Source organism: Pseudomonas sp. SG20052 (assembly GCF_031766055.1).
GTDB lineage: Bacteria > Pseudomonadota > Gammaproteobacteria > Pseudomonadales > Pseudomonadaceae > Aquipseudomonas > Aquipseudomonas mandelii.
Window position 1 is genome coordinate 6022807 of record NZ_CP134498.1, and the last position, 19953, is coordinate 6042759.

At 61.7% G+C, this 19953-nt stretch carries 16 protein-coding genes; 12 read left to right on the plus strand and 4 right to left on the minus strand.

What is annotated here, in order from left to right:
• Positions 1 to 20 precede the first annotated feature (20 nt).
• The gene (gene trxA / locus RHP74_RS27695; RefSeq protein WP_077749238.1) at positions 21 to 893 is read left to right on the plus strand and encodes a thioredoxin; all 873 of its coding nucleotides are present in this window, start codon (positions 21 to 23) and stop codon (positions 891 to 893) included.
• Here trxA and RHP74_RS27700 read toward each other — a convergent pair.
• Positions 890 to 1237, minus strand: coding sequence for a hypothetical protein (locus RHP74_RS27700; RefSeq protein ID WP_010467317.1), 348 nt, complete (start codon positions 1235 to 1237; stop codon positions 890 to 892). The genes trxA and RHP74_RS27700 overlap by 4 nt on opposite strands.
• 134 nt (positions 1238 to 1371) lie before the next feature.
• Here RHP74_RS27700 and RHP74_RS27705 point away from each other — a divergent pair, with 134 nt between their 5' ends.
• The 5 genes from RHP74_RS27705 (at position 1372) to RHP74_RS27725 (ending at position 5537) form a co-directional block, all read left to right on the plus strand.
• A complete protein-coding gene (locus RHP74_RS27705; protein WP_077749239.1) occupies positions 1372 to 1950 on the plus strand; it encodes a DUF2796 domain-containing protein in 579 nt (192 codons plus the stop codon).
• A gap of 165 nt (positions 1951 to 2115) precedes the next feature.
• Positions 2116 to 2826 carry an ABC transporter ATP-binding protein gene (locus tag RHP74_RS27710; RefSeq protein WP_010467315.1) on the plus strand — a complete coding sequence of 237 codons (711 nt, stop codon included), beginning with the start codon at positions 2116 to 2118 and terminating at the stop codon, positions 2824 to 2826.
• A 1-nt stretch (position 2827) separates the two neighbouring features.
• Entirely contained in the window at positions 2828 to 4093 is a 1266-nt protein-coding gene (locus RHP74_RS27715; protein WP_102593808.1) for an ABC transporter permease, read from the plus strand.
• An 11-nt stretch (positions 4094 to 4104) separates the two neighbouring features.
• Positions 4105 to 4617 (plus strand): DUF3299 domain-containing protein, encoded by a 513-nt coding sequence (locus tag RHP74_RS27720; protein ID WP_042932995.1) that lies wholly within the window; start codon positions 4105 to 4107, stop codon positions 4615 to 4617.
• 221 nt (positions 4618 to 4838) lie between these two features.
• Positions 4839 to 5537 carry an OmpW family protein gene (locus RHP74_RS27725; protein WP_010467312.1) on the plus strand — a complete coding sequence of 233 codons (699 nt, stop codon included), beginning with the start codon at positions 4839 to 4841 and terminating at the stop codon, positions 5535 to 5537.
• A 75-nt stretch (positions 5538 to 5612) separates the two neighbouring features.
• Here the strand turns inward: RHP74_RS27725 and RHP74_RS27730 are convergent, their stop codons facing one another.
• Positions 5613 to 6542, minus strand: a complete 930-nt coding sequence (locus RHP74_RS27730) for an NAD-dependent epimerase/dehydratase family protein (protein ID WP_010467311.1) — start codon at positions 6540 to 6542, stop codon at positions 5613 to 5615.
• The gene (locus RHP74_RS27735) at positions 6535 to 7419 is read right to left on the minus strand and encodes a sugar nucleotide-binding protein (RefSeq protein ID WP_010467310.1); all 885 of its coding nucleotides are present in this window, start codon (positions 7417 to 7419) and stop codon (positions 6535 to 6537) included. Before RHP74_RS27735 ends, RHP74_RS27730 begins: the two co-directional genes overlap by 8 nt.
• Positions 7420 to 7727: 308 nt before the next feature.
• On the opposite strand from RHP74_RS27735, the gene RHP74_RS27740 reads away from it, so the two are divergent.
• Positions 7728 to 12053, plus strand: a complete 4326-nt coding sequence (locus tag RHP74_RS27740; protein ID WP_311096747.1) for a DEAD/DEAH box helicase — start codon at positions 7728 to 7730, stop codon at positions 12051 to 12053.
• A 97-nt stretch (positions 12054 to 12150) separates the two neighbouring features.
• On the opposite strand, the gene RHP74_RS27745 is transcribed toward RHP74_RS27740, so the two are convergent.
• On the minus strand, positions 12151 to 14268 hold the full coding sequence (locus RHP74_RS27745; RefSeq protein WP_311096748.1) for a mechanosensitive ion channel domain-containing protein: 2118 nt from the start codon (positions 14266 to 14268) through the stop codon (positions 12151 to 12153).
• A gap of 357 nt (positions 14269 to 14625) precedes the next feature.
• On the opposite strand from RHP74_RS27745, the gene RHP74_RS27750 reads away from it, so the two are divergent.
• From RHP74_RS27750 to RHP74_RS27770, 5 genes are all read left to right on the plus strand, one after another.
• A complete protein-coding gene (locus RHP74_RS27750; RefSeq protein ID WP_145310013.1) occupies positions 14626 to 15828 on the plus strand; it encodes an MFS transporter in 1203 nt (400 codons plus the stop codon).
• A 124-nt stretch (positions 15829 to 15952) separates the two neighbouring features.
• Positions 15953 to 16879, plus strand: coding sequence for a DUF72 domain-containing protein (locus RHP74_RS27755; protein ID WP_010467306.1), 927 nt, complete (start codon positions 15953 to 15955; stop codon positions 16877 to 16879).
• Positions 16876 to 17673 (plus strand): endonuclease/exonuclease/phosphatase family protein, encoded by a 798-nt coding sequence (locus RHP74_RS27760; RefSeq protein ID WP_145310016.1) that lies wholly within the window; start codon positions 16876 to 16878, stop codon positions 17671 to 17673. The genes RHP74_RS27755 and RHP74_RS27760 overlap by 4 nt, the downstream gene beginning before the upstream one ends.
• Positions 17670 to 18965: a cardiolipin synthase ClsB gene (gene clsB / locus RHP74_RS27765; protein WP_311096749.1), complete on the plus strand. Its 1296-nt coding sequence runs from the start codon at positions 17670 to 17672 to the stop codon at positions 18963 to 18965. The genes RHP74_RS27760 and clsB overlap by 4 nt, the downstream gene beginning before the upstream one ends.
• A complete protein-coding gene (locus tag RHP74_RS27770) occupies positions 18952 to 19953 on the plus strand; it encodes a lysylphosphatidylglycerol synthase domain-containing protein (protein WP_311096750.1) in 1002 nt (333 codons plus the stop codon). The genes clsB and RHP74_RS27770 overlap by 14 nt, the downstream gene beginning before the upstream one ends.

The window sequence follows — 19953 nt, forward strand, 5'->3', positions numbered from 1 at the left end:
ACGCTTTTACGAGATCCCCCATGAGTCAGGAAACGCCGTACATCTTCGACGCCACGACCGCCGATTTCGACCAGTCGGTGATCGAGAACTCTTTCCACAAACCGGTGCTGGTGGATTTCTGGGCCGAATGGTGTGCGCCGTGCAAATCGCTGATGCCGCTGCTGCAAACCATTGCCGAGAGCTACCAGGGCGAATTGCTGCTGGCCAAGGTCAACTGCGATCTCGAACAGGACATCGTCGCCCGCTTCGGCATTCGCAGCCTGCCGACCGTGGTGTTGTTCAAGGACGGTCAGCCAGTGGACGGTTTTGCCGGTGCGCAGCCTGAGTCCGCCGTGCGGGCAATGCTTGAGCCTCATGTGCAAATGCCGCCCCCCGCAGCGGCCGATCCATTCGAACACGCCCAGGCCCTGTTCGACGACAGCCGTTTCGCCGATGCCGAAGCCGCGCTCAAAGTGCTGCTGGGCGAAGACAACACCAACGCTGCCGCCTTGATCCTCTACGCCCGCTGCCTGACGGAACGGGGCGAACTGGGCGAAGCGCAAACCGTGCTCGACGCAGTGAAAAGCGACGAGCACAAAGCAGCACTGGCCGGCGCCAAGGCGCAAATCCAGTTCCTTGGCCAAGCCAAGGATTTGCCGGATGCCGCAGACCTGAAAGCGCGCCTGGCGAAAAACCCGCAGGACGATGAAGCGGTGTATCAACTGGCGATCCAGCAACTGGCCCGCCAGCAGTACGACGCCGCGCTGGATGCGCTGCTGAAGCTGTTCGTCCGCAATCGAAGCTACAGCGAAGGCTTGCCGCACAAGACCTTGCTGCAGGTGTTCGAACTGCTGGGCAATGATCACCCGTTGGTGACCACCTACCGCCGCAAGTTGTTTGCTGCGCTTTATTAACCTGCATTGATCCAGCTATAGAGCGGCGTATCCCCGCCGCTCGACACCTTCACATCCGCGCAATGACGCAAACGCACCAGTAAGCGCTTGCCCGACGCCGCGCTGCCGGTCAGTCCTTCCAACTGATCCAGCAGATCCGGCCCGCTCAATTGCCCGGCCTTGCGCAGCAAATCCTTGGCGATTTGCCACAGCGCATCATCCTGATTCACCGGCTTGGCCGGGGCGTCACTGGCCTCAGGCTTGACCACCTGCAACTGCGCACCAAGCCGCGCCCAATCGCCGTCGTCCATCTCCAGCGTCAAATCCACCGGCCAGTCGCCGATGCTTCCGCGTATACGCAACATAAGTCTGCTCCTGCACATTTCTGACGAGCATGCTCCCATGTGACTTGCGCAACGCCAAGCAGACGGTCAAACTCCCCGCACTTTCGTTATAAGATTACATAACAAACTCTTCATTTTACTTTCGGAGACCCGCCATGCGCCGTCTGCTGCTCGCTCTGCCGTTCGCCCTGTTGCCGCTGACCGTCGCCCACGCGGCTGAAGAACATGATCATGACCATGAACACGGCAGCCTCAGCGCCCACGAACATGGCGTCGCTCGCCTGAATGCAGCGCTGGACGGTCAGACCCTGGAGCTGGAGCTGGAAAGCCCGGCGATGAACCTGGTGGGCTTCGAACACGCTGCCACCACAGACGCCGACAAGGCCAAAGTGGCCGCCGCTCGTGCGCAGCTTGAGAAACCGTTGGCACTGTTCAACCTGCCGAAAGCCGCCGGTTGCGTCGTGGCGACCCAGGAACTGGAAAGCCCGTTGTTCGGTGACAAGCCGGATGCTGATGACGATCACGATGCCAAAGACGAACATCATCACGACCACAGCGAAATCCACGCCCATTACCAATTCACCTGCTCAGCCCCGGGCGCGCTGAAAACCCTGGACCTGGCCAATATCTTCAACACTTTCCCAGCCACTCAGAAGATTCAGGTACAGCTGATCAGCCCGAGCGGGCAGCAAGGGGTTGAAGTGACGGCCAAGGCTGCCGCTCTCAAGTTCTGAATTCACCACCGACCCTGTAGGAGCGAGGCTTGCCCGCGAAGGCATTCTAATAGTCAACATCTCTGTTGAATGAGATGGCCTCTTCGCGGGCAAGCCTCGCTCCTACAGGGATCGGTGTTGGATGTGACATTGAGACAAGTACCCAAAACCCATGAAATCGGCGCTATGACCCAAGCACTCATCGAACTGTCCGACCTGGGCTTCAGCTGGCCCGGTCACCCGCCGCTGCTGGACATCCCGGCGTTTCGCCTGGAGCCCGGCGAAACCCTGTTCCTCAAAGGCCCCAGCGGTAGTGGCAAGACCACCCTGCTTGGCCTGCTTGGGGGCGTTCAGAAACCCGATCGCGGCAGCATCCGCCTGCTGGGCCAGGAGCTGACCGAACTCGGCGCCGGCGCGCGTGACCGCTTTCGCGTCGATCACACCGGCTATATCTTCCAGCAGTTCAACCTGCTGCCGTTTCTCTCGGTGCGCGAGAACGTCGAGTTACCCTGCCACTTTTCCAAACTGCGCGCCGAGCGGGCGAAACAGCGCCACGGCAGCGTCGACCAGGCCGCCGCCACTTTGCTGGCTCACTTGGGCCTGAAGGATGAAAGCCTCCTCAGCCGCCGCGCCGATTCGCTGTCCATCGGCCAGCAGCAACGGGTCGCCGCCGCGCGCGCGTTGATTGGTCAGCCGGAGCTGGTGATCGCCGACGAACCGACCTCGGCCCTGGACTACGACGCTCGCGAAAACTTCATTCGCCTGCTGTTCGCCGAATGCCGTGAAGCCGGCTCGAGTCTGTTGTTTGTCAGCCACGATCAAAGCCTCGCGCCGCTGTTCGATCGCCATCTGTCGCTGGCCGAACTCAATCGCGCCGCCACCCCGTTCGAGGTCTGAGATGTATTTGTTTCGTCTAGCCCTGGCCAGCCTGGCTAACCGCCGCTTTACCGCGATCCTCACCGCGTTCGCCATTGCCCTGTCGGTCTGCCTGCTGTTGGCCGTGGAACGGGTGCGCACCGAAGCCAAGGCCAGTTTCGCCAGCACCATCAGCGGCACCGACCTGATCGTCGGCGCGCGTTCCGGTTCGGTGAACCTGTTGCTGTACTCGGTGTTCCGCATCGGCAACGCCACCAACAACATTCGTTGGGACAGCTTCGAACACTTCGCCAACAACCCGAAAGTGAAGTGGGCGATCCCGATGTCCCTCGGCGATTCCCATCGCGGTTATCGCGTGATGGGCACCACCGAGGCGTACTTCGAGCACTACCAATACGGCCATCAACAGCACCTCGAAGTGGCCGATGGCCGCGCCTTCGCCAGCGATCCGTTCGAAGTGGTGCTCGGCGCCGAAGTGGCCGATGCGCTGCATTACAAACTCGGCGACAAACTGGTTCTGGCCCACGGCGTGGCAGTGATCAGCCTGGTCAAGCACGACGACAAACCGTTCACCGTAGTCGGCATTCTCAAACGCACCGGCACCCCGGTGGACCGCACGCTGCACATCAGCCTCGGCGGCATGGAAGCGATTCACGTCGACTGGCACAACGGCGTGCCGGCCCAGGGCAAAGGCCGGATCAGCGCCGATCAGGCACGCAACATGGACCTGACGCCACAAGCGATCACCGCCTTCATGCTCGGCCTCAACAGCAAGATTTCGACGTTCGCCGTGCAGCGCGAGATCAACGAATTCCGTGGCGAGCCGATGTTGGCGATCCTGCCCGGTGTGGCGCTGCAAGAGCTGTGGAGTTTGATGAGCACGGCGGAAAAAGCCTTGTTCGTGGTGTCGCTGTTTGTGGTGCTGACCGGTTTGATCGGCATGCTCACAGCGATTCTCACCAGCCTCAACGAACGACGGCGCGAGATGGCGATTCTGCGCTCGGTCGGCGCCCGGCCCTGGCACATTGCGACGTTGCTGGTGCTGGAGGCGTTTGCCTTGGCGCTGGCCGGCGTAATGGCCGGGCTGGGGCTTTTGTATGTGGGCATCGCCCTGGCCCAAGGCTATGTGCAAGCCAATTACGGTTTGTACCTGCCACTCGCCTGGCCCAGCGAGTATGAATGGACGCTGCTCGGTGGCATCCTGATCGCCGCGTTGCTGATGGGCAGCGTGCCGGCGTGGCGCGCGTATCGCCAATCCCTGGCCGATGGCCTGTCGATCCGACTATGAGGACGTTAATGATGCCCCGCGCTCTGCTTGCGCTGTTGATGCTGGTCGCCCTGCCGCTGTGGGCGGCCGAGCCGAAAGAGCTGACCTGGTCGGAAATGATCCCGCCGGACGCCGCACCGGAAGTGCCGAACATGACACCGCTGCACGACCTGTCGCAGATGAGCAGCGCGCTGGAATCGGCGCCCGCCGCCAGACAAGACATGCCCAATGCACCTGTGGTGAAAAACCTCGACGGGCAGAACATTCGCTTGCCGGGTTACATCGTGCCGCTGGAAGTGAGCGAGGAAGGTCGCACCACGGAGTTTTTGCTGGTGCCGTATTTCGGCGCCTGCATCCATGTGCCGCCACCGCCGTCGAACCAGATCGTGCACGTGAAAAGCGAAGTGGGCGTGAAGCTGGATGAGCTGTATCAGCCGTACTGGATCGAGGGCGCGTTGCAGGTCAAAGCGTCGACCAGCGAGTTGGCGGACGCGGGGTATCAGATGGAGGCGGACAAGATTTACGTGTATGAATTGCCGGAGTGAATCCGGCGATTCTGTATTGCTTGATCGATAGCTATCGCGAGCAGGCTTGCTACCACAGGGGATCACCAAATCTCTGTGGGAGCGAGCCTGCTCGCGATGAGGCCATCTGCCGCACAACAAAAACAAGGCCATCACTGTTTCATTGAGCTGAGTCAAAAGACCGTATCAGACGCCTCCGTACCATTGGACATCGAATATTTTTAACGTCCTTTGGAGCTCCTATGCACAAGTCCTTGCTCAGCGCTTCGCTGTTTGCCGTCGCGCTCGCAGCCCCGCTCGCTTACGCCCACGAAGCAGGTGACATCCTGGTTCGTGCCGGTGCAATCACCGTCAACCCGAAAGCCGACAGCTCCAGCGTCAAGGTCGATCAAGGCCCTCTGGCCGGCGCCGACCTGGGTGGCAAGGCGACCATGAGCAGCGACACGCAACTGGGTCTGAACTTCGCTTACATGATCGACAGCCACTGGGGGATCGAACTGCTCGCCGCCTCGCCATTCGAGCATGACGTGAAGATCAAAGGCACCGCCCTGGGCGCAGCCAACGGCAAACTCGGCACCCTGAAACACCTGCCGCCAACCCTGAGCGTTGTGTACTACCCACTGGACGCGAAGTCTGTATTCCAGCCATATGTCGGCGCCGGCATCAACTACACCTGGATCTACGACGAGCACGTCGGCAGCGAAGCACAAGCCAACGGCTTCAGCAATTTCAAGGCGGATAACTCTTGGGGCATGGCGTTTCAGGTTGGTGCTGACTACATGATCACCGACAACATCATGCTCAACGCCCAGGTGCGCTACATCGACATCGACACCACGGCGACCGTGGAAAACAACGCCGTGGCGCCGGGTACTCGTGCCAAGGTCGATGTGGACGTCGACCCGTTCATTTACATGGTTGGCCTGGGTTACAAGTTCTAAACCCACACACACAAAAAAGGCGCCTCGAAAGGCGCCTTTTTCATGATCGTTCCCACGCTCCGTGGTGGGAACGATCTATCGTCCCAACAACCGCGCCAAGCCAACATTCATCGGCGTCTGCTCAGGGTAGGTAAACCGCTCCAGCAACCGCCGATTGTTCGCTCGCGAGTGGCGGATGTCACCGGAACGTGCCGGGCCGTAACTCACCGGGGGCAATTGACCGACCACCACCTCCAGCGCCTCAAGCATTTGCTTGAGAGAAGTTGCCTGGTTCCAGCCAACATTGACCGCGCCGACTTCGACCTGCGGTTGCTCGATGGCTTGCACCAACAAATCCACCAAATCTTCAACGTAGACGAAATCGCGTGTCTGCTCGCCATCGCCAAACACGGTGATCGGCAGGCCTTTCTGCGCGCGCTCGCTGAAAATACTGATCACGCCGGAATACGGCGAGGATGGATCCTGACGCGGGCCGAAAATGTTGAAGAAGCGGAAAATCACCGGCTCCAGACCATGCTGGCGACGGTAGAAATCGAAGTAATACTCGCTGGCCAGTTTGTCCGACGCATACGGTGTCAATGGCGCCTTGGGCGTGTCTTCATCGATCGACTCGCCTTCGCCATTGTTGCCGTAGACCGCCGCGCTGGAGGCGTACAGCACTCGCTTGACGCCAGCCTGACGCATGGCTTCGCAGACATTCAGCGAGCCGATGAAATTGCTGCGGTGAGTCTTCACCGGATCGTCCACCGAGGCCTGCACTGACGCCACCGCGGCCAGATGCGCCACGGCGCTGCAACCGAGCATGGCCTGGGCCACCAGCGCAGCATCGGCGACGTCACCCACAACGAGTTCGACCTTGGGATTGTCCAGCGGCAGGTTGCTGCGTTTGCCGGTGGACAAGTCATCAAGAATTCGCACCGAATGGCCTTTGGCAAGCAAGGCATCGGTCAGGTGCGAGCCGATGAAACCGGCGCCGCCGGTGATTAAAACAGGGCCGTCAGCCATGGCGATAGAACCTATCCAGTAAGCCCGGGAGTGCCGCGCGCCAGGCGCGGGGCTTGATTCCGAAGGTGTGCAGTATTTTCTTGCAGGCCAGCACCGCGTGTTGCGGCTCTTCGGCGGCGTCCGGGCGCGCGGCGTGAGCCTGGGCGGTCGGCGCTTCGATGGCCAGCGGATGCAGGCTGCGGGCTTCGGTCAGGATCGCCTGCCCCAGCGCCAGCGGCGTGGTCGCCTCATGCCCGGCGTAATGATAGGTGCCCCACAGCGGCGCCGCACAATCGAGCTGCTTGAGTACCGAAATGATCACCCGCGCCGCGTCGTCGACCGGAGTCGGGTTGCCCCGGCGGTCGTCGGCCATCAGCAATTCTTCAGGCTGTTCGGCGCGACCGAGGAAGCGCCCGAGTGTGCCGTCGGGGCTGTCATCGAGCAGCCAGCCGAAACGCAACAGCACGTGTTGCGGGCAGGTAGCGCGCACGCTTTGTTCGATCCGCCACAAGGCCTGACCGCGCAAGCCCAATGGCACCGGTTCGTCTTTTTCGCTGTAGGCGGTCGCCCGGGAGCCGTCGAACACGCGATAGCTCGACGGTTGCAGCAGCACGATGTTGTGATGCTGGCACAGTTCGGCCAGACGCTCGATCGCCCGCTCCTGCCCGGCCAGACGCTGTTCGCTGACCGTCTCCGCCTGAAACCAGTCGAAGTAGTAGGCGAGATTGATCAACGCGTCCGGGCGGGTGTCGTCGAGCAGTTGCGTCAGGCTCGCGGCATCCCAGCCGTCTTGCGGTGGGCGGGGGGCGAGGAAACCGATGTCTTCCTCCGCACCGAGGCGAATCAGCGCCTGCCCAAGGGCATTTCCGCCGCCCAGTAACATAAGGCGCATTCGCATAGAGTCAGCAGGCCCAGTCTGATTGGAACGATGGCTTTATCGACAGCGCCCGTGGGCGATGTCGTTGATAGTTGCCGGAATCGTTGCATTTTGCGGGTTTAGTGCGCAACCGTCATCCGTAAAGTGTAGATCCCCGGGATTTGTGGTGCCTGTCCCGACCCCATCGCGAGCAAGCTCGCTCCCACAGGGGGCTGCGGCGCACACAAATCCAATGTGGGAGCGAGCCTGCTCGCGATGAGGCCATTGGAAACAATGAAGGTCTTGAGCGGTACTTGCATCTTCAGTCCCCCACCCGCATAAATTACCCAATGAATCTGCCCATCCCCACGGACGCGGCCCTGGCAGGCTTCCACCCCGCCGTCAGCGCCTGGTTCAGCAATACCTTCCCGACGGTCACCACCGCCCAGGCCCGGGCGTGGCCGTTGATCCGCCAGCATCGCTCGACCCTGATCGCCGCGCCCACCGGGTCCGGCAAAACCCTCACGGCCTTCCTCGCGGTCATTGACGACCTGGTCCATCGCGGCCTGGAAAATGAAGGCGGGTTGCCTGACGAAACCCTGGTGGTCTACGTCTCACCGCTCAAAGCCCTGTCCAACGACATCCAGATCAACCTGCAAAACCCGCTGGCCGGCATCACCGAGCAATTACGCGTCATGGGCCTGCCCGAATTGCAGATCAACACCGCCGTGCGCACCGGCGATACGCCGCAAAAAGACCGCTCGGCCATGCGCCGAACAGCGCCGCACATTCTGGTGACCACCCCGGAGTCCCTCTACGTGCTGCTTGGTTCCGATTCCGGCCGGCAGATGCTCGGTACCACGCGCACGGTGATCGTCGACGAAATCCACGCCATCGCCGCCAGCAAACGCGGCAGCCATCTGGCCTTGAGCCTCGAACGACTGCAGGCGCTGTGCGCGGTCCCGCTGATGCGGATAGGCCTGTCTGCCACGCAAAAACCCATCGAAGCCGTCTCGCGCTTCCTTGTGGGCCGTGACCGCGAGTGCGAAATCATCGACATCGGCCACGCCCGCCCACGGGATCTGGACATCGAAGTGCCGCCAGTGCCGTTGTCCGCCGTGATGGCCAACGATGTCTGGGAACGGGTCTACGACCGCCTCGCCGCCCTTGCCCGCGAACACCGCACCACGCTGATTTTCGTCAACACCCGACGCCTGGCCGAACGCTTGAGCCGGCACTTGAGCGAACGCCTCGGCAAGGAGGCCGTCGCCGCGCACCACGGCAGCCTGGCCAAGGAGTTCCGCCTCGACGCGGAACAGCGGCTCAAGCGCGGCGAGCTGCAAGTACTGATCGCCACGGCCTCGCTGGAACTGGGGATCGACATAGGCGACGTCGACCTGGTGTGCCAGATCGCCTCGCCGCGCTCGATTGCCGGTTTTCTGCAACGGGTCGGCCGCTCCGGGCACCAGGTCGGCGGCACGCCCAAGGGCCGTTTGTTCGCCACCACCCGCGATGACTTGATCGAATGCGCCGCCCTGCTCGACTGCGTGCGCCGTGGCGAACTCGACACCCTGCAGATTCCCAAGGTGCCGCTGGATGTCTTGGCGCAGCAGATCATCGCCGAAGTCAGCTGCCAGGAATGGCAGGAGCAGGCCTTACTGGAGATGTTCCGCAAAGCCTCGCCCTACGCCGACCTCGACGAAAAGCATTACCAGGCGCTGCTGAATATGCTCGCCGAGGGCTACAACGGTCGCCAGGGGATTCGCAGCGCCTACCTGCACCGCGACGCCGTGACCCGCACGTTGCGCGGTCGTCGGGGCAGCAAACTAACGGCGGTGACCAGCGGCGGAACGATTCCGGACAACGCCGATTACAGCGTGCTGCTGGAGCCCCAGGGGCTGAACATCGGCAGCGTCAACGAAGACTTTGCCGTGGAAAGCATCGCCGGGGATATCTTCCAGTTGGGCAATACGTCGTACCGGATCCTGCGCGTCGAAACCGGCAAGGTCCGGGTCGAAGATGCTCAGGGCCAGCCGCCGACCATTCCGTTCTGGCTTGGGGAAGCACCGGGACGCAGCGCTGAATTGTCATTCGCCGTCGCGCGCCTGCAAGCGCAGCTCGATGACCTGCTCGGCGCCACTCCGGGCGACTTGCAACCGGCCATCGACTGGCTGACCGACACCCTCGGCCTGAACCTCGCCAGCGCCGAGCAGTTGGTGGACTACCTGGCCCGCGCACGCCTGACATTGGGCGCCCTGCCCTCGCAAGACACGCTGCTGATGGAACGGTTTTTCGACGAATCCGGCGGCACACAATTGATCATCCACTCGCCGTTCGGCAGTCGCATCAACCGCGCCTGGGGCCTGGCCTTGCGCAAGCGGTTCTGCCGCACCTTCAACTTCGAATTGCAGGCCGCCGCCAGCGAAGACGCAATCGTGCTGTCGCTGTCCACCAGCCACAGCTTCGAACTCGACGACGTTTGGCGCTACGTTCACAGCAACACCGCCGAGCACCTGTTGATCCAGGCGATACTCGATGCGCCGCTGTTCGGCGTGCGCTGGCGCTGGAACGCCGGGGTCGCACTGGCGCTGCCGCGTTACACCGGAGGGCGCAAAGTCGCGCCGCAGATCCAGCGCATGAAAAGCGAAGACCTGATCGCCAGCGTGTTTCCCGATCAGATTGCCTGCGTGGAAAACCTCGCAGGTGAACGCGAAGTGCCCGAGCATCCGCTGGTGGAGCAAACCCTCGACGATTGCCTGCACGAGGCCATGGACAGCGAAGGCTGGCTGGCACTCTTGCGGCGTATGGAAAGCGGCGATGTCCGGCTGATCAGCCGCGATTTGCCGGCGCCCTCGCCGCTGGCAGCAGAAATCCTCAGCGCCCGCCCCTATACCTTTCTCGACGATGCGCCGCTGGAAGAACGCCGCACCCAAGCGGTGCTCAACCGACGCTGGACCGACCCGCAGTCCACCGACGACCTCGGTGCGCTGGATGCCGAAGCGATTCAAGCGGTGCGCGACGAAGCCTGGCCAGCCCCGACGGGCGTCGATGAAATGCACGAAGCCTTGATGAGCCTGGCGTGCATCACCGATGCCGAGGCACAGGCCAATGCGCATTGGCTCGACTGGCTCAACGTCCTCGCTGCAAGCGGTCGCACCAGCCGTTTGCAGCTCAATGCCGGGCAATCGCTGTGGTTGGCGTTGGAGCGTCTGACCTGCCTGCGGGCGATTTATCCACAGGCAGATTTGCTGCCTCCGCTGGAGGCGCTGCCGGGATTCGATGAGGTCTGGGAAACGGACGAAGCCGTGCTGGAAGTGATTCGCGCGCGGCTCAGTGCGTTTGGCCCACTGCCGTTGCAAGCGATTGCCGAACCTTTGGGATTGCCGGCCATTGAAGTCACCCAAGCGCTGGCGCAACTGGAGCGCGAAGGTTATGTGCTGCGTGGTCAATTCACCCCTGGCGCCATCGAGGACGAATGGTGTGAGCGGCACCTGCTCGCGCGGATTCATCGCTACACGGTCAAGCGTCTGCGGCGGGAAATCGAGCCGGTGGCGTTGCAGGATTTCATGCGCTTTCTGTTCGACTGGCAGCACTTGTCCGCCGCGACGCAAGGCCAGGGCAACGCGGTGCTGCCGGCCATCGTCGCGCAGTTCGAAGGCTATCCCGCTGCCGCTTCAGCCTGGGACAGCGACATTCTGCCGATGCGGATCAAAGGCTATTCGGCAAGTTGGCTGGACGACCTGTGCCGCAGCGGCAAGCTGGTCTGGACCCGCCTGACCGCGCGCAACAAGACGGCCGGCACGGCGTTGCGCAGTACACCGATTCTGCTGCTACCGCGCAGCCAGGTCGGGTTGTGGAGCAGCCTGACCGAGCAGACCCCGGTCAGCGAACTGTCGCCCAAGACGCAAAAGGCCTACGAAGCACTCAGCCAACATGGCGCGCTGTTTTTCGATGAGCTGATTCACGAGGCGCACCTGCTGCGCACCGAGCTGGAAATCGCCTTGCAGGAACTGGTCGGCGCCGGACTGGTGAACGCCGACAGTTTCGCCGGCCTGCGAGCGCTGATCACCCCGGCCAGCAAGCGACAGAACCGCAGCAGCCGACGTGGGCGTGGAGCGTTCGTCGGCGGGATGGACGATGCCGGGCGCTGGGCCTTGCTGCGACGTGGTCCTGCCGCGCCGGTTGTGGATAACAAGCGCCCGACGCCGACGCCGAGCGACACCCTGGAACACATCGCCATGACGTTGCTGAGACGCTACGGCGTGGTGTTCTGGCGCTTGCTGGAACGGGAAGCGGATTGGTTGCCGAGTTGGCGGGAATTGCTGCGCACATTCCATCGACTGGAGGCGCGGGGGGAGATTCGCGGTGGGCGCTTTGTCAGTGGCTTGGCCGGGGAGCAATTTGCGTTGCCTGAGGCCATTCCATTGCTGCGCGAAGTCCGGCGCCGGCCGCATGACGGGAGTTTGATCGCGGTGTGCGGGGTTGATCCGCTGAACCTTGCCGGGACGTTACTGCCCGGAGTGAAGGTGCCGGCGTTGGCGAGTAATCGATTGGTGTATCGGGATGGTCTTCCGGCTGCCGCCGAAATCGCTGGGAAGCAGGTTTTCTGGGTGGAGCTGGATCAGCAATCAGCTGCTGAATTACACAACAAGCTTATCCGCCACAATCCCCTGTAGGAGCGAGGCTTGCCCGCGAAGAACGAAGACACGGTTCTACTGATACACCGCGGTGCGCCCTTCGCGGGCAAGCCTCACTCCTACAAGGTTTGCGGTGTTATTGAGTACGCGGCTGATCCGGTAACAACACCGGCGAATTCTCCGGCGCCGGCCCGTCGTCTTCCTGCCCGGCCATCGCCTGCCTCGGCATCAAAACCTGCTGTGGATAAGTCTGCGCGAAATGCACGCACGGGCTGTTATCCACAAGCTTCTTCAACCGTTGGTTAAATGCCCGGCTCACCGTATATTGCCCACCCGACACCGTGCGGAACTGCGCCGTCAGCACCACGCCGTTGAGGTCCATTTTGTCGACGCCAAACACATCCAGCGGCCCTTGCAGGTTGTACTTGAGAAACGCGTCCTCTCGGATCGAATCCCCCGCCTCACGGATCAGTTCGATCGCTTTGTCGACATCGGTGTCGTAGGTGAACTGCACCGAGAAAAACGCATAGGCAAACTGCCGCGATTGGTTGGTGACGGCCTTGATCTGCCCGAACGGCACCGAGTGCACGAAACCCTTGCCGTCCCGCAGGCGCAAGGTGCGGATGGTCAGGCCTTCGACCGTCCCGGCATGGCCGGAGTCGAGCACCACCCAGTCGCCGATCGACAGCGTGTCTTCGATGATGATGAACAACCCGGTGATCACGTCCTGCACCAATTGCTGCGAACCAAAACCGATGGCCAGGCCGACCACCCCGGCACCCGCCAGCAACGGCGCAACGTTGATCCCAAGGTTGGCCATGGTGGTAATTGCGCAGATCACCACCAGGATGATTTTGATCGCGTTGCGCAGCAGCGGCAGAATGGTTTTGACCCGCGTACTCGGCTGCGTCGTGCGTTTGTTGACCGGCGGTTTCAGCGCTTCCTGGATCGCCGTATCGAGCACCACCCACAGCAACCAGGTCACCAGAAAGATCAGCCCCATGCTGCTCAACGAATCACTGATCGCCCGCCCTACCTTGTTTTGCTCGGCGAATTCGAACAGCGACACGCCCCAGATCCGCCCAAGGATTTCGATGAAAGCCACGGCCATGATGATTCGTAGCAGCGCATGCAGCAGACTGAGAAAACGCTCCTTGTAAGCGCTGCTGCGCTGGATCGCTTCAACCTGGCGCGACTTGAACATGTGCTGGAAAATCGTGCTGAGAAACACCGTGGCGATCAGCAGGATAGTGGTGAACAACGCACAGCGCAGCGCCTTCTGATTGTCATCGCCGACGCCGAGCAGGTTGATCGCCGAGACCATCACCATCAGCAGGATCGGCCAGTACCAGAGCCCGGAAAAGATCCGCAGGGATTCTTGCAGCGACGGCTGTTTGAGGCGCTGGGCCAAGGGCCGGTTACGGATCAGATGCGCCACCGGGCGCCTCAATCGAATCACCAATAAGCCGAAGATGATCGAGACGAAAAAACCGGTGAGCACGGCAGCGCTGCTGGTGATGTTGCCGCCCAGTTGCCGGGCGATCTGCGGGCTGGTCAGCGCATCGCTGAGCGCGGCAAGGAAACCGATCAGGAACAGCGGTCGTGGGCAGAAATCGCGGATGATCTGCACTGCCGTGCGCTTGTGGCCGGTGTTGAACATGACAATCACGCAGAGCAGCATCGAGGTCGAAAAAATGCCGCTGCTGGTGGCGTAGGCGAAACACAGCGCCAGCGCACGGCCCACCGAGGCAGGCAGGAAATGGCTGACGTAAAGGGTCAACGGCAAGCAGATCAGGGCCGGTAGCGTGTAAGGCAACACATAATTGAGCAGGTCCTGACTGCGCTGGCGAGTTCGCAGAAAGCGGCCCTGGATCAAGCGTTTGGCGAGTATCCCACCGAGCACGGTGAGCAAGGCAAAGCTGCCGAGCCAGACGCCGGACAACATCAGGAAGTCGCCAATCACGCTCCAGCCTGAACGGCTTGAGGGTCGATTGACCAGTTTGTCCACCTCATTCGCCGCCCGGTCCGCCCGCAGGCGCCAGGCATCGACCAGGTCTTCGTTGAGGTCGAGCTTGTCCTGAACGTCGTCGATGCTGGAGCTGATGGCCCCGAGCAGGCCGCCCTGGACCAACGGTTCAGGCGTAGCAGGCTCCTCGGCAGCGGCGGGAACACCCGGCAGCGTGACGGCTTCCAACTCGTTGCTGCCCAGAAACAGCAACGCCCCCAGCAGTATCGCGGTCTTGAACTTGAGCAAAACGGGAAGCTCCTTGGGAAGGGTCTGTAAGGAACCGATCGGGAAATGGCGGGCAAGTTCGGTTTTGCCCGCGAGATAACAGCCAGCAAGTTCCCCTGTGGCGAGGGAGCTTGCTCCCGCTGGGTTGCGAAGCGCCCCCCAAAAACCTGCAAACCTGGCTCCTCAGATACAGCGTGCGATATGGCATTTGCGACTGCTGCGCAGCCGAGCGGGAGCAAGCTCCCTCGCCACAGGGTTTCATTTGCCCGCGAGATATTTGACCTGCACGCAAATATCAAATGCCCACCCCTCTATTTTTCCGCACAACCCAAACCCCGACACTGCGCTCCATCAATCAAACCCACCGGAGTTGCAGTCATGCCCATTGCCTTGCTCGCGCTGACCCTCAGCGCCTTCGCCATCGGGACGACCGAGTTCGTCATCGTTGGCCTGTTACCCACCATCGGCGCCGACCTCGGCGTCAGTCTGCCGTCCGCCGGTCTGCTGGTCAGTCTCTACGCCTTGGGCGTCGCCATTGGCGCCCCGGTGCTGACCGCCCTCACCGGCAAAGTCCCGCGCAAATTGCTGCTGTTGTCGCTGATGGTGCTGTTCACCCTTGGCAACCTGCTGGCCTGGAAAGCCCCCAGCTACGAATCACTGATCCTGGCGCGGATCGTCACCGGCCTCGCCCACGGGGTGTTTTTCTCGATTGGTTCGACCATCGCCACCAGCCTGGTGCCAAAGGAAAAAGCCGCCAGTGCGATCGCTATCATGTTCACCGGCCTGACCGTGGCGCTGGTCACCGGCGTACCGCTGGGAACCTTCATCGGTCAGCATTTCGGCTGGCGTGAAACCTTCCTCGCCGTGTCCGCCTTGGGCGTGATCGCCTTTATCGGCAGCCTGCTCTACGTGCCGAAAAACATCGCCCACAGCAAACCGGCTTCGCTGTTGCAGCAATTGCAGGTGCTCAAGCAGCCACGTCTGCTGCTGGTGTACGCCATGACCGCGGTCGGTTACGGCGGCTCGTTCATCGCTTTTACCTTCCTGGCGCCGATTCTCCAGGACATCTCCGGCTTCAGCGCCAGCACGGTCAGCCTGGTGTTGCTGGTCTACGGCATCTCGGTGGCGGTCGGCAACATCTGGGGCGGCAAACTGGCGGACAAGCGCGGCCCGATCAGCGCCCTGAAAATCATCTTCGCCTTGCTCGCGGCGGTGCTGTTCGTGTTGACCTTTACCGCTGGCAACCCATGGCTGGCGCTGGCTACCGTGCTGGTCTGGGGCGCAGTCGCGTTCGGTAACGTGCCGGGGCTGCAAGTCTATGTGGTGCGTCAAGCCGAACATCACACCCCGCATGCGGTGGACGTGGCGTCGGGGCTGAACATCGCGGCCTTCAACCTTGGCATTGCCGGTGGCGCGTGGGGTGGCGGCTTGATCGTGGCTCACATGGGCCTGATCCATACCGCCTGGATTGGCGGGCTGGTGGTGTTGGCGGCCTTGGCGCTGACGGCGTGGAGTGGACGTCTTGACCGACTCGGCCCGGTCTACGCCGAAAGCACGACCCGCATCGTCGCCGGACACTAACCCCACAGAAGGTCGGTATGGTTTTCCGGAACGCACACCGTCCGTAGCCCCGTCGAAACTTTCTCGGTTGCCCCACGGTCATCAAAAGACAGAGGCAACCGAGGACCATTAGACGGGAGGCGACATGGCGGCGATTCACATTGGCATTTCAGGCTGGCGCTACACACCCTGGCGGGGAGGTTTCTACCCGAAGGGGCTGACCCAGAAGCGCGAATTGCAATTTGCGTCTCGGGCGGTCAACAGCATCGAAATCAATGGATCGTTTTACGCCCTGCAACGGCCTGAGCGTTACGCCCAGTGGTACGCCGAAACCCCGGCGGACTTCGTGTTCAGCGTCAAAGCCCCACGTTTCATCACCCACATCAAGCGTCTGCGGGACATTCATACACCGCTGGCGAATTTCTTTGCCTCCGGGATCCTGGAGCTGAAAGAGAAACTCGGCCCGATCCTCTGGCAGTTTCCGCCCAACTTCAAATTCGATGTCGAGTTGTTCGAAAGCTTCCTCAAGCAATTACCCCACGACACCCAGCAAGCAGCCGCCCTTGCCCGCCAGCACGATTCGCACCTGCACGGCCCCGCCAGCATGAAGGCGTACAAGAAAAAGCCCCTGCGCCACGCCGTTGAAATCAGAAACGAGAGCTTTATTGATCCAGCGTTCGTGCGCCTGCTCAAGCGCTACAACGTGGCCTTGGTTATCGCCGATACCGCCGGGAAATGGCCGTACCGCGAAGACGTCACCAGTGATTTCGTCTATCTGCGCCTGCACGGTGCCGAAGAACTCTACGCCAGCGGCTACACCCCTGAGGCGCTGGAACGCTGGGGCGAACGGATCGACGCCTGGAACCACGGCCAGCAACCGGCCGATCCGCAGCTGATTGCACCTGGGCAAAAGCCGAAAGCACGCAAGTCCCGGGAAGTGTTCTGCTATTTCGACAACGACATCAAAGTCCGCGCGCCTTTCGATGCGCGGCGTTTGCTTGAGCACTTCCACCTCGACAAAGACCTCGCCACCCGTCCCGGTGAACCGGTCGCCGAAGGAGTGCTGTCATGAGTATTTCCGAACCGGTCGGCAGTACCGACGAACAGCAACCCGTCATCACCGCCGTGCGCCGTTTCACCGTACTGACGGTCAACACCCACAAGGGGTTCACCGCGCTCAATCGGCGTTTCATCCTGCCGGAATTGCGCGAAGCGGTACGCAGTGTGTCTGCCGATGTGGTGTTTTTGCAGGAAGTCCACGGCACCCACGAAGACCATCCGCAGCGGTACGACAACTGGCCGACGATGCCGCAGTACGAATTCCTCGCCGACACCCTGTGGCCACAATTTGCCTATGGCCGCAACGCGGTCTACCCGGCGGGTGATCACGGTAATGCACTGCTGTCGAAGTTCCAGATCATTCGCCATGACAACCTCGACGTCTCGATCAGCGGCCATGAGAACCGCGGTATCCTGCATTGCGTGCTGCGCCTGCCGGGCGATGGCCGGGAAGTGCACGCCATCTGCGTGCATCTGGGGCTGCGTGAGAGCCACCGCACGGAACAACTGAAGTTACTGGCGCGACGGCTCGAAGACCTTCCGGTCGACGCCCCGGTGATTGTCGCCGGCGACTTCAACGATTGGCGCCAGCGTGCCGATGCGTTGCTCAAGCCCTGCGGCCTGCGCGAGGTGTTTGCCGAGCATCTCGGTAAACCGGCGCGCAGTTTTCCAGCGCGACTCCCAGCGCTACGCCTGGACCGCATCTATGTGCGCAACCTCAAGGCCAGCCGTCCGCAAGTGCTGGCGGCACGTCCCTGGTCACACCTTTCCGACCACGCACCGCTGTCGGTGGAGATCGAGCTATGAGCAGCGCCCCGATGGAAAAAGCCACCGTTGAACACGTGCCGACTACCCCGCCGGTGCGTGAGCCCGGCGTGGTCGACGTCGAATACGGCTGGCAGGGCAACAACTTCGTGGAAATGCTGGAAAACGGCGAAGCCTATTTCCCGCGGGTGTTTGAGGCCATGCGCCAGGCCAAGACTGAAATACTCCTGGAAACCTTCATTGTGTTCGAGGACAAGGTCGGCAACGAGCTGCAGCAAGTGCTGGTCGAAGCCGCGCAACGCGGTGTACGGGTCACCGTCAGCCTCGACGGGTTTGGCTGTGGCGAGTTGAGCAACGGCTATCTCGCAACGTTGAGCGAGGCCGGCGTTCGCCTGCAAATATTCGATCCGGCGCCCAAGCTTCTGGGGATCCGCACCAACTGGTTCCGACGTCTGCACCGCAAGATCGTGGTGGTGGACGGCACGATTGCGTTCATCGGCGGGATCAACTTTTCCGCCGACCATCTGGCCGATTTCGGCCCCGAGGCCAAGCAGGATTACTCGGTTGAAGTGCAAGGCCCGGCGGTGGCCGATATCCACCACTTCGCGCTGCTGCAATGTGGCCGCCCGGCCCGCGCCAAATACTGGTGGCAACGCCGCCGGCAGCGACGCTCGGAACTGGCCTTCAGCGACCACGACGGCCAGGTTCGCCTGGTGTACCGCGACAACGGTGACCACCGGACGGATATCGAAGAGGTTTACCTTCAGGTGCTGCGAAGCGCCCAGCGCCGGGTCGTGATCGCCAACGCCTATTTCTTTCCGGGCTATCGCTTGCTGCGCGAAATCCGCAACGCTGCGCGCCGGGGCGTCGACGTGCGCCTGATTCTGCAGGGGCAGCCGGACATGATGGTGGCCAAACTGGCTGCGCGCATGACCTACGACTATTTGCTCAAGTCGGGCGTGCAGATCTTTGAATATTGCGAACGCCCGCTGCACGGCAAAGTCGCGCTGGTGGATGAGGACTGGAGCACCGTCGGCTCAAGCAATCTCGACCCGTTAAGCCTGTCGATGAACCTGGAAGCCAACGTGTTGATCCGCGACCGAGCCTTCAACCAAGATCTGTTCGAACGGCTTGAGGTGCTGAGCAATAACCACTGCAAAGCCATGTCAGCGGACACGTCGCCGCGCGGAAGGATCTGGCACATGACCGTCGGCTTTCTGGTGTTTCACTTCCTGCGTCACTTCCCGGCATGGGCCGGTTGGCTGCCTGCGCATAAACCACGCCTGAAACCCTTCACCCATCCGGCCGGGAGTGACCACCATGAACCGCGTTGAAGCGCACTCGGCACCTCAAGACGGCAGCACAACACCTGTCCCGGAAAAGAAGACGCGCTGGAGCCGCTGGAAAAAACCGCTGACGATGCTGTTTTTCCTGGCGCTGATCGTGCTGTTGACGATGCTTGCCCAGCGCATCGAATGGGACGAAGTATTCCACACCCTGGCCAATTTCAAGGTGCGCACGCTGATCATTGCGTCCGGCCTGACGCTGGTGAGTTTTCTGGTGTATGCCTGTTTTGATCTGATCGGCCGCACCTACATCCGCCAAGACCTGACCTGGAAGCAGATCCTGCCGGTGGGGATCATCAGCTATGCCTTCAACCTGAACCTGAGCGCGTGGGTCGGCGGGGTTGCCATGCGTTATCGCCTGTATTCGCGGCTAGGGGTGAGCAAAAGCAACATCGCGAAAATCCTCGGGCTGAGCCTGGCGACCAACTGGTTCGGCTACATGGTGATTGCGGGCGCCGTGTTCAGCAGCGGACTGGTCAGAATGCCGCCGGGCTGGAAGTTGAGCAGCGGTGCCTTGCAAGTTGTAGGCGTGTTATTGCTCCTGGTGAGCGCGGGATATCTGGCGGCGTGCCAGTTCTCCAAACGTCGGGAATGGACGATACGCGGGGTGGAAATCAACCTGCCGTCCTTGCGCATGGCGATGCTGCAACTGGCTCTCGGAGCGCTGAACTGGTCGCTGATGGCGGCGGTGATCTTCACGTTGCTGCCGAGCAAGCTGGATTACCCATTGGTGCTGGGCGTGTTGCTGATCAGTGCGATTGCCGGGGTGATCACGCACATTCCGGCCGGGTTGGGTGTGTTGGAGGCGGTGTTTGTGGCACTGCTGCAACATGAAGCGTCGCGGGGGAGCCTGGTGGCGGGGTTGCTGGCTTATCGGGCGATCTATTTCATCTTGCCGTTGCTGATTACGTTGGTGATGTATCTGGTGGTGGAGGCCAAGGCGAAGTCGCTGCGGATTGCCAAGAAACCTTCCTGA